At 34.7% G+C, this 11,356-nt stretch carries 9 protein-coding genes; 7 read left to right on the forward strand and 2 right to left on the reverse strand.

Annotated features, from left to right (window positions below; translation table 11 throughout):
• The first annotated feature begins 1 nt into the window (after position 1).
• The gene (locus tag MHI34_RS13690; protein ID WP_036121625.1) at positions 2–1,090 is read left to right on the forward strand and encodes a M42 family metallopeptidase; all 1,089 of its coding nucleotides are present in this window, start codon (positions 2–4) and stop codon (positions 1,088–1,090) included.
• A gap of 235 nt (positions 1,091–1,325) precedes the next feature.
• Positions 1,326–2,852, forward strand: coding sequence for a thiol-activated cytolysin family protein (locus MHI34_RS13695; RefSeq protein ID WP_342504468.1), 1,527 nt, complete (start codon positions 1,326–1,328; stop codon positions 2,850–2,852).
• Between the two features lie 169 nt (positions 2,853–3,021).
• Here the strand turns inward: MHI34_RS13695 and MHI34_RS13700 are convergent, their stop codons facing one another.
• Both MHI34_RS13700 and MHI34_RS13705 read right to left on the reverse strand, forming a co-directional pair.
• Positions 3,022–3,681, reverse strand: a complete 660-nt coding sequence (locus MHI34_RS13700) for a 4'-phosphopantetheinyl transferase superfamily protein (RefSeq protein WP_342503534.1) — start codon at positions 3,679–3,681, stop codon at positions 3,022–3,024.
• A gap of 65 nt (positions 3,682–3,746) precedes the next feature.
• Positions 3,747–4,706 carry an AraC family transcriptional regulator gene (locus MHI34_RS13705; protein ID WP_036121620.1) on the reverse strand — a complete coding sequence of 320 codons (960 nt, stop codon included), beginning with the start codon at positions 4,704–4,706 and terminating at the stop codon, positions 3,747–3,749.
• Between the two features lie 56 nt (positions 4,707–4,762).
• Here MHI34_RS13705 and MHI34_RS13710 point away from each other — a divergent pair, with 56 nt between their 5' ends.
• The 5 genes from MHI34_RS13710 (at position 4,763) to MHI34_RS13730 (ending at position 11,346) form a co-directional block, all read left to right on the forward strand.
• Positions 4,763–5,485: an MptD family putative ECF transporter S component gene (locus MHI34_RS13710; RefSeq protein ID WP_244504859.1), complete on the forward strand. Its 723-nt coding sequence runs from the start codon at positions 4,763–4,765 to the stop codon at positions 5,483–5,485.
• A 40-nt stretch (positions 5,486–5,525) separates the two neighbouring features.
• Complete coding sequence (locus tag MHI34_RS13715) at positions 5,526–6,248, forward strand: energy-coupling factor transporter transmembrane component T (RefSeq protein WP_051891635.1); 723 nt, start codon at positions 5,526–5,528, stop codon at positions 6,246–6,248.
• The gene (locus tag MHI34_RS13720; RefSeq protein WP_342503535.1) at positions 6,242–7,711 is read left to right on the forward strand and encodes an energy-coupling factor ABC transporter ATP-binding protein; all 1,470 of its coding nucleotides are present in this window, start codon (positions 6,242–6,244) and stop codon (positions 7,709–7,711) included. Before MHI34_RS13715 ends, MHI34_RS13720 begins: the two co-directional genes overlap by 7 nt.
• Before the next feature lie 65 nt (positions 7,712–7,776).
• The gene (locus tag MHI34_RS13725; RefSeq protein WP_330493079.1) at positions 7,777–9,525 is read left to right on the forward strand and encodes an ABC transporter ATP-binding protein; all 1,749 of its coding nucleotides are present in this window, start codon (positions 7,777–7,779) and stop codon (positions 9,523–9,525) included.
• 108 nt (positions 9,526–9,633) lie between these two features.
• A complete protein-coding gene (locus MHI34_RS13730) occupies positions 9,634–11,346 on the forward strand; it encodes an ABC transporter ATP-binding protein (protein ID WP_036121611.1) in 1,713 nt (570 codons plus the stop codon).
• The last annotated feature ends 10 nt before the right edge of the window (positions 11,347–11,356 follow it).

Below are 11,356 nucleotides of genomic sequence, written 5' to 3' on the forward strand. Positions count from 1 at the left end.
GATGACACAACTAGATTCAACATTGCAAATGTTTAAAGATTTAACAGATGCGAATGGTATTGCAGGTAATGAGCGTGCACCTCGTGAGGTCATGAAAAAATACATTGCACCATATGCAGACACTGTAGAAACAGATAACTTAGGTAGTGTAATTGCTAAAAAAGTAGGCGATGAAAACGGTCCTAAAATTGTCGTAGCAGGACATTTAGATGAAGTAGGTTTCATGGTAACGCAAATCGATGACAAAGGCTTTATTAAATTCCAAACTGTAGGTGGCTGGTGGAGTCAAGTAATGCTTGCACAGCGTGTAACGATTACTACTCGCAAGGGTGATGAAGTGATTGGGGTTATTGGTTCAAAACCACCTCATATTTTACCTGCAGATGTACGTAATAAAGTAGTAGACATTAAAGATATGTTTATTGATATTGGTGCTGCTTCTAAAGATGAAGTACTTGAGTGGGGCGTGCGTCCTGGCGATATGGTAACACCATACTTTGAATTTAATGTTATGAAAAATGATAAGTATCTATTAGCAAAAGCTTGGGATAACCGTATCGGTTGTGCTATTGCGATTGATGTTATGAAAGCGTTACAAAATGAAAAGCATCCTAACATTCTTTATTCAGTAGGGAATGTACAAGAAGAAGTGGGGCTTCGCGGTGCTAAAACAGCAACACATAAAATCCAACCAGATATTGGATTTGCAGTAGATGTAGGTGTAGCAGGAGACACGCCAGGTGTTACAGCTAAAGAATCAACTAGTAAGATGGGTGCTGGCCCACAAATCGTTGTGTATGATGCATCTATGGTATCACACCGTGGCTTACGTGAATTCGTATTAGATGTAGCAGATGAGCACAATATTCCATATCAATTTGAAGCGATGGCTGGCGGTGGGACAGACGCTGGCTCCATCCACGTAACAGCAAATGGCGTACCAGCACTATCCATCGGTATTGCGACACGCTACATCCATTCACATGCAGGTATCCTACATCGTGATGATTATGATAACGCTGTTAAATTAATGGTAGAAGTTATTAAAAAATTAGACCGTGATGCAGTCAATAAAATTACATTTGATTGATTGAATGATAAGAACTAAATAGAATTCCCATAGTTTTGCCTTCTAACGACAATGTTAGGAGGCTTTTTTCGTTGCTCAAACCAATATAGCTTACTTAAGAGGGAATAGTTAGGATATCATAGCAAATGTTACACAATAGTCATTAGTACATACTAGATAGCAAGTTGAAAATGAAACCAAAATACTATTTTTGAAAATTAATTTTGTATGGTATAATTTCCTATAAAAGGAGTGGATTTATTTGGGAATTCAAAAAGTAATCAAGTTTTTATTATGTTTATCTCTTAATTTATGTATCATAAATTATCCTAGTATTTCTTTTGCTGAAACACTTGATACGAATACATCTAGTGAAAAAAGCATATCTGACATTGATACAGGTATAGCAAACTTGAACTACAATAACAAGGAAGTATTAGCAGTGAATGGTGACAAGGTTGATAGCTTTGTTCCAAAAGAAGGTATTAACTCAAATAATAAATTTATAGTGGTTGAACGTAACAAAAAATCACTTACAACTTCACCAGTGGATATTTCAATTATTGATTCTATGGCGAATCGTACATATCCAGGAGCATTACAACTTGCAAACCGAGCTTTTGTAGACAATCAACCTAGTTTATTGGTAGCTAAAAGAAAACCTCTAAATATTAGCATTGATTTACCTGGCATGAAAAGGGAAAATACTATAACGGTGGATAATCCAACATATGGTAATGTGTCTGGGGCAGTAGATGAGTTAGTATCTACTTGGAGTGAGAAATATTCCACAACACATACTTTACCTGCAAGACTACAATATTCTGAATCTATGGTTTATAGCAAATCTCAAATAGCGAGTGCTCTGAATGTTAACGCTCAAGTTCTTGACAATTCACTAGGGATTGACTTTAATGCGATTGCGAACGGCGAGAAAAAAGTGATGGTTGCAGCATACAAACAAATATTTTATACCGTAAGTGCTGAACTACCTAACAATCCATCAGACCTTTTTGATGATAGTGTCCATTTTGAAGAATTAACGCGTAAAGGGGTAAGTAATGATGCTCCTCCTGTTATGGTATCAAATGTAGCTTATGGTAGAACAATTTATGTGAAATTAGAAACAAGCTCTAAGAGCAAGGATGTACAAGCTGCTTTTAAAGCCTTACTGAAGAATGTCAATACGAATGTAGAAACTAGTGCACAGTACAAGGATATTTTTGAAGAAAGCTCCTTTACGGCTGTAGTATTAGGAGGAGATTCACAAAAGCATAATCAAATTGTCTCAAAGGACTTTAATGATATTCGAGGAATAATTAAAGATAATGCAGAATTTAGTCTTAAAAATCCAGCATATCCAATTTCGTATACAAGTGTTTTCTTAAAGGATCATTCAATTGCTGCTGTTCATAATAATACAGATTATATTGAGACGACATCTACAGAATATTCTAAAGGAAAGATCATCCTTGATCATTATGGTGCATATGTTGCTCAATTTGAAGTAGCCTGGGACGAATTTTCCTATGATGAAAATGGAAATGAAGTATTAACCCATAAAACTTGGGATGGAAATTGGAAGGACAAAACAGCTCATTTCTCTACAGTAATACCACTTCCTGCTAATTCAAAAAATATAAGAATTTATGCAAGAGAGTGTACAGGTCTTGCATGGGAATGGTGGAGAACGGTTATTGATGAATATAATGTTCCAATGTCTAATGAAATCAAAGTCTCCATTGGAGGAACGACATTATACCCAACAGGTAGTATTAATTAACATCAAAATTCATCATAATGATGTGAAAAATGATATTCAATTTCGATAATAGCGTTTTACCTCCTAACAAATTATTGTTAGGAGGTTTTTTGCGTTGGTTAGAACCTGTACAAGTCCGATTGGTGAAAGCAATTAATCCGTGGGAGATGAAAGCCCCCACGGATTGCATTCAAGATTCATAAACCATCTTATTGTTGAAAGAGGTGATGATAGTCTGTAAAGATAATAATTCAATAGCATTTGCTTCAATAGCTTCAGTAGAGCAGCAAGCAAGCGAATATTGTCCTTCGAGATGGGTGGATAAAAAAGAAAGAATGTCACAATGGTTACCATGGAAATGAATAGTGCCATCCATTATTTTAAAAGAAAAAGATTGAAGTGGCGTTGATAAGCCAATGCCTAAGTATTTGATGTAGGCTTCCTTTAATGTCCAAAGCTTAAAAAAATAATCTAATTGATCCTTGTCCGATAACGTGATGAGATCCTTATATTCCTCAGAGGAGAATATATGCTGGGCAAGATTGAGATCCAATAAATGATGCTTTTCAATGTCAACGCCAATTTCTGTATTACTGACACCACAAAAAACATAATTTCCTGAATGAGAAACATTGAAAAAGGCATTTGGTAAATTTTTAATAAAAGGTTTGCCATACGAATTATTAGCAAATTCAATAGTACAGGGGGCTATATTAAAATTTGTTGAAATTAAATATCTAGCTAATATATCCCCAAATAGCCCTCGCTTGTAGTCTTCTTTATAGTGAAATTTTTGAAGTCTATTTTTTTTCTCATTGGAAATAAAAGCTGTAAGTTTCGAATGGTACATGTCAAAGTGTACATCTGTAATTGAAAGTAAAGCCAGTTTTATAATAATTATACCCTCCTATTCGTTTAGCCTTTCGATAATTGCTGTCTATATTCTTTAGGTGTGAGGTCTAGATAACGTTTAAATAGTTCTGAAAACCTTCCGGCACTTTGATAGCCTACTTTCCGAGCAATCTCATTAATAGGAAGCTCTGTATGAGCTAGTAGTTTCTCAGCCTGATGGACTCGTTGCTTTTGGATATATTCAGTAATTGTACAATGATACACTTCTTTAAATAGCTTTTTTAATTTTGTAGCACCCATACATGAAATTTTCGTTAAATGATCTAATGTTAGTTGAAGCGTATAGTAATTTTCGATATGAGCGGCTACATGCTCAATATGGTGAATATCTTCTTTAGAAATTTGTGAGCAATGACATGTTTTATCAGAAAGGGCTCGTTCCATAATGAGAGCCAATGCTTCATATACTTTTCCTTCATAAAAAAGGGCAGAAGTTAGGTCGGAACCTCGATAAGCAGCTATTTGTCGAAGGAGAATAACCATCTCTGAAAAAGTAGATGTCGCTTTTAATGTTGTTAACGCTTGTCGTGGATTCACATATTTTTCACCATATTTATATGCTAAAAATTGATCACAAAATGTAGCAGTAAACTCAATGCCAATTGATTGTACTGGAATATTTTTATGAATAATAGCACTATATTTTTCACCTTTGCTCCAATAGCTTCTTATATAGCCAGACTTTAATGGTTGATAAGGATGAAGCTCCTCGCCTGAAATAGATTCGTAGTATGTGATTGTTAGTAGCTCAGGCATCGTTAATTCTAATCGATGATCCTCAAAAAAATAAAAATCATGAATAAGAATAGAAAACATATCTTTGGCATGATATATCCAATAATACCCGTTACCTAAAGCTGGATCAATTGTGAAAGTAGTTCCTATGGCGTTATATTTACTCTTCTGATCATCTTGTGAAAATCCATTTTTTAATAATAGAGGTTCAAAATGTTGTAAAGTCATTTGCTTTCCCCTTCCCTCAATTAGACATTCCTTTTCCTTGATTAGACGTAAACACAGTGTGGGCATATTTTTATGTACTGTTATTCATTATAATAGATAATGATAATCGTTATCAATTAAAGATGCTAATTATAGTAAAAATTACAATAGAAAGGGATTGTGATGTAAATATGTATACACAAACGATGCAACAAAAAACGCTTACGATGAAAGATTTAATAACAGTCGGTATTTTCTCAGCGCTTTTCTTTATATTTATGATGATTGGGTCAGCCTTTTTCGCACCCAACCCTGTATTGACTTTTTTAATGCCAGCGGGTGCAGCCCTATTAACGGGCCCTATTTATTTATTAATGCTAGCGAAAGTACCGAAATTTGGTCCAATACTAATTTTGGGGATATTGATAGCGATTATTACGTTCGTAACAGGGATGTACTGGTTATGGTCATTAGCATGTATAGTACTAGCTTTGCTAGGCGAATTCATTGCATCAATTGGCAAGTATAAAAATAATACGATTAATATGATGAGTTATATTGTTTTTTCACTTCATCCTATGGGGTCTTACATAATGCTATGGTTCAATCAACAAGCATATAAGGAGTATTTAGTAGGTCAAGGAACAGAACAAGCTTATATGGATACGATGCTAACAACGGCCCAAAACTGGATGCTACCAGCAATGATTATTGGTACAATGCTCTGCGCACTCATTAGTGGTTTTTTAGGGAAAAAATTATTGAAAAAACAGTTTGAGAAATCTGGGGTACTGGCATAGCTAGAGTGGTGAAACTTTAAGATTAAGGGAGAAGATTTATATGTATGAGCAGAGCAATGTGCATATGCAAGTTTCCACCGTCAAGCTTGATCCAAGAACAAAAATATACCTGCTACTGTTAGTGAATGTTGCGGTGTTTTTGTCACCTTCTTTTCAATACGAACTGCTATTAATGGTCATCATATTTAGTCTTTGTCTATTGATGGGTATGTTGTCATTTTCAATAAAAATGATGCTAGGATATGGATTTATTCTAGGTATTCACTTTATAAGTGAAAGATTTTTATCTGGTACATGGGAGCTAATGTTTGTCTCGTTTGCTATGTTTATTAGAAAAATTTTTCCATGTGTTGTCATGGGAGGGTTACTAGTTGGGACTACCAAAATCAATGAATTTATGACGGCCTTAGGAAAACTACGACTTTCAAAAAAAGTAATTATTCCATTAGCAGTCATGTTACGCTATTTTCCTATGATTGGGGAAGATTGGCGCTATATAAAGGATGCGATGAAATTAAGGGGCATTTCTCCCTCCATCATAGGCTTTCTAACAAAACCTATGCAAACGGTTGAATGCATATATGTTCCTTTAATGATGGCAGCATCCAAAATTGCTGATGAATTATCTGCTGCAAGTATAGCGAGAGGAATTGAAAACCCGAAAGAGCGCTCTTGCTTTCAACATGTACATTTTCAACTAAGCGATAGTATTGTCGTTTTTGTATTGACGTTTTTTGTATTTGGAGGGCTGTTCATATGTTGAAAATCGAGCAATATTCATTCCATTATACAGATGAGAAAAGTGAAGGTATCGAAAATATAAATTTTCATGTGAAAAGAGGACAGTGCATTTTATTATGTGGTAAAAGTGGCTGTGGGAAAACAACGATTATCAGAGCAATTAACGGTTTAATTCCTTATTTTTATTTCGGTCAACTTAAAGGGCAAGTGATGTTAAATAATCTACCTGTAGAAAATAGAAAGATGTATGAATTAAGTGAACAGGTAGGGACAGTTTTTCAAAATCCACGATCACAGTTTTTTAACGTTGATACAGATAGTGAGATTGTATTTGGAATGGAAAACATGGCATATCCAAAAGAAATGATGGAAGAAAGAATGCAAGAGATTACATTGGAACTTCGTTTAGAAAAGCTTCGTCGTCGTAATATTTTTCATTTATCAGGTGGTGAGAAGCAGAAGATTGCCTTTGCGAGTATCTATGCTGTTGCACCGGATGTTTTTGTGCTAGATGAGCCTTCGTCTAATTTAGATGCGGCTGCTATTGAAGAATTAAAGGAGATGATTGCCTTACTAAAAATGCAAGGTAAGACGATTATTATATCTGAACATCGACTTTATTATTTAAGAGATTTAATTGATACTGCCATTGTGTTAAATAAGGGACAAATTGTATCAACTTATACACAAAAGGAATTTTTACAGCTTTCGAATCAACAGCTGGAACAATTGGGGCTACGCACGCTTTATTTAAGCAATGTACAGTTTCAACATCGACAGCAGCCTGCTAAACATAAAGTCCATGAACTTGTTGTGAAGGATGTTACGATTTCACATAAAAAGAGAAATATACTGGAAAATATACACTTTGCAGCAAAAAGCGGCGAAATTATTGCCATCACAGGACATAATGGGGCAGGGAAAACGACCTTTGCTAGATCGCTATGTGGTCTACATAAAATAACATCTGGAAATATTTATTTTAATAATCAAAAACTAACTTCGAAAAAACAAGCACAGCTCTCCTATCTGGTGATGCAAGATGTTAATTATCAGTTATTTGCTGAAACAGTCGAAAAGGAATGTGTCTTTGGGGTGAAAAATCCTGATTCAAATTTAGTACAACAGGTATTGGAGGAGATGGATTTATTAGAGTTGACAGACCGACACCCTAATACATTATCAGGTGGACAAAAACAAAGGCTTGCAGTAGCGGCTAGTTTAATAAGTGAAAAGGAAATTTTAGTATTTGATGAACCGACAAGTGGACTAGATTATGACAGTATGCAAAAGGTGGCAAGTATTTTAAAAAGTTTAGCGGAGGCTAATAAAATTGTTTTTGTTATAACACATGACCTGGAATTTATAGCGACCTGCTGTCACCGTATTCTTCGTTTTGAAGATGGAAAGAAGCAAGACGATTATATACTGAATAAAGAAAATCAGCAGTATACAATTGATGCTTTCACTCTACAGCAAGGTTAGCGGCTGCTGAGTAAAGTACAATGTAAAATTACACAGATGATTGTGTAGGAAGGGGCTGAATAACAATGGAAAAAGCACTACAAAATAAAAATCCGATCTTCATGCTTCTTTCTTGGGCAGGAAAAGATAAAAAATATTTATATTTATCGGTTTTATGTTCTTTAATTAGTGGTCTTTCTACAATTGTACCTTATTTCGTTATTTATCAAATTATTGAGCAAGTCTATCACAATACCTTAACGGAAGCCTTATTAATTCAAAATTTATTACTTTTGATTACATCGATCATTGTTCGATTTGGGCTCTTTGCTATTTCTGGTACTCTCTCGCATAAAGGAGCCTATCGAACGTTATTTAAAGTGCGTTGTCAAGTAACAGAGCATATGGCACAAGTACCATTAGGCTCTTTAAATGAACGAAATACAGGGGAAATTAAAACATTATTAAATGAAGAAATCGAAAAATTAGAATTATTTTTAGCCCATCATTTACCAGAGCTCATCTTTTATATGAGTGGTCCAATAGCTGTCTTTATCTATTTATGTACGGTAAATGTACCGTTAGCGCTTATTTCGTTTATTCCATTAATCATTGCAGTAGCAGTTATGGCCATCATGTTTCGTGGTACGAATCAAATGATGGATCGTGCAGCACGTTCTATAGCTAATTTAAATGCAATCATTATCGAATATATTCAAGGCATGCGTTTAATTAAGGCATTTAACATGAGCAGTTCATCTTTTCAAAAGTTTGCTAAAGCTGTAGATGATGAATTTAAGACATGGAAAGAAATATCTTTGAAAATGGGCCCACCATATGCGAGCTATATCATTATTATAGAGTGCGGTTTATTGCTAATGGTGCCCATAGGTGGCATGTGGTTCTTAAATGGTAGCTTAACAGGAAGTGTCTTTATTCTTTTTGCATTTGTAGGTTCATTGTATTTAACAGAACTACGCCCTCTACAAGAATTAGGCATGAACTTTGCACAAGTATTAAATGCTGTAAAGAAATGTGTAACTTTTTTAGAAACACCTGTTTTTGAACAAGGGCAAGCATTTCCAAAGAATTATACTATTGAATTGAAAAATGTTAACTACTCTTATGATGGGCAGAAAGAACATTTAAAAAATGTGAATCTAACGATTGCTGAAAATGAAAAAATAGCTATTGTCGGTGCTTCAGGTTCAGGGAAAAGTACAATTGTCCAGTTGATTTCACGCTTTAATGATGTTCAACAAGGGGAAGTGTTAATCGGCAATCAAAACGTCAAGGCTATTGAGTATGAGGAATTATTAAAAAATATAACGATAGTATTCCAAAAGACATTTTTAACGAGTGGGACCGTTTTCGAAAATATTGTTATGGGTTCTAGCGCCACACTTGATGAAGTAAGAGAAGCAGCAAAAAAGGCCCAAATTGATGATTTTATCATTTCATTACCAGATGGTTATGATACGAAGGTAGGGAGCTTTGGCATTAGATTTTCTGGTGGTGAAAAGCAGCGTATTGCGATTGCACGTGCCATTTTAAAAAATGCGCCTATACTAATATTGGATGAAGCCACATCCGCAGCCGACCCAGAAAATCAAGCCGAAATTGATCAGGCCATTGCTGAGCTTTGTGTAGGTAAAACGGTTATTATCATTGCACATCGTCTTGGAATGATTAAGCATTGTGATCGAGTGGCCATTGTCGAAAATGAAACAATTCAAGCGTGTGGAACACATCAAGATATGCTAGAAGAATGCCCTTCATATAAAAAAGTTTGGCAGGATTATAGCAAAGCTAGAGAAATTACGTATGAATTGTAAGATATTTATCTTGGTTCAGCAGATGTCACATATTTGGAAGAAAATTACCTACGTAGCGACGGGTACAATTACGCCAAGGCGTAATTAATGGATGAAGGAGAATCTAGTATGGACAAAAAACATGCATTTAGAAAAAATATTTCTTTTTATCTTTCTGTTGTTTTCAATGTCATCGAAGGGATGCTAGCTGGTTTTAATTTTATCGTTTTATACTACACGATTAAAGCCTTAATTACAGAGCAATTAACGATGAGCATGTTAACTCAAACTATATTATTATTAGGTGCTGTTTTTGTTATTCGCTTAATTGTCTATGCATTTGGTTATACGAGAGGGCAAATTGGTGGTGCGCAAGTAAGTAGAATTCTTCGCTTGTCGCTGGGCGATAAAATGAAAAAAATACCACTTTCCTCCTTTACGAAGGCACAAATTGGCGAGTACATTAATGCAACGACAACAAGTGTTAATAATTATGAAAATATTTTGACTCATAAAATTGGTGATATTATAAAAAATACTTCGTTTAGCTTACTGTTAATTGGCTTCGTTGCAACGCATTCGATATCTGCTGGAATAGTTCTTTTATGTTCAGGCTTATTATTATTACCATCACTTTACTTGTCCTTTTTAATGGTAAAAAAATACGGGAACGAGAAGAAAAATATTATGACAAAAAATACAAGTGATGTAGTGGAGTATATTAATGGTATTCAAACGCTACGATCATTTGGTTTAGGTGGTGTTAAAAATAAAGCAACAACTGATTCTATGAAAGCCTATAGTGATATTAGTTATGTATATGAGATCAAAGTAATTCCAATTGGTACGATATTTAGTATTCTCTGTTGGTTCAGTTTACCGATTGTTCTTTATTTAGCAGGTCATCAATGGTTGGCAGGAAATCTAGAGGCTTCTTCCTTCTTTCTAATTAGCATCAGTCCTTTATTTACATGTAAATTGTTTGGCACACTTTTTATTGACCTTACCTCTTATAAAAATTTTATGATTGCCAAACGTCAAATTGAAGCTGTATTAGATGCAGAGGAAGAGCCATCAAGTGATGCCTTTTTTGAACCTGAACAATATAGTATAGCTTTTCACAATGTGAATTTCGCCTATAGCCAAGAAGAACCTGTATTGCGTGATATTAATTTTGAAATTGGGTCTTCCCAGTTTGTAGCAATTGTCGGGCCATCGGGTTCGGGAAAATCAACTATTTTAAATTTAATCACAAAATATTATGAGCCTAATCGTGGTGATATTTTAATTGGTCAGCAAACGATTCAATCGATCGCTACTGAAAAAGTAATGCAAAAAATTTCAATGGTTGATCAAGATACTTTTTTGTTTAATGACACGATATTAAATAATATTCGCTATACAAAGCCAGAAGCAACAAAACAAGAAATTATTAATGCTGCAAAAGAGGCCAACTGCCATGATTTTATTGAGAAGTTGGAGTATGGCTATGACACAATCATTGGGGAAAATGGTAATAAGTTATCTGGTGGTGAAAGGCAGCGTATATCCATTGCACGTGCCATTTTAAAGGACAGTCCTATACTTTTATTAGATGAAGCGACCGCTTCGTTAGATATCGAAAATGAGTTAGCTGTAAAAGAAGCGATTAAAAATCTTTTGAAAAAGAAAAAAACAGTGGTGATGATTGCCCATACACTTTCCATTATTAAAAATGCAGACAATATATTAGTTGTGGATGGAGGACAAATCGTTGAAGAAGGGTCACATCAAAGTCTTATCGCTAAGGAGGGCAAATATGCAGCTATGTGGAAAAAAGAACATCAATTAAGTATCGTCTAACAAATAGATG

Source organism: Lysinibacillus sp. FSL L8-0126, assembly GCF_038630385.1.
In the GTDB taxonomy this organism is placed as follows: domain Bacteria; phylum Bacillota; class Bacilli; order Bacillales_A; family Planococcaceae; genus Lysinibacillus; species Lysinibacillus fusiformis_D.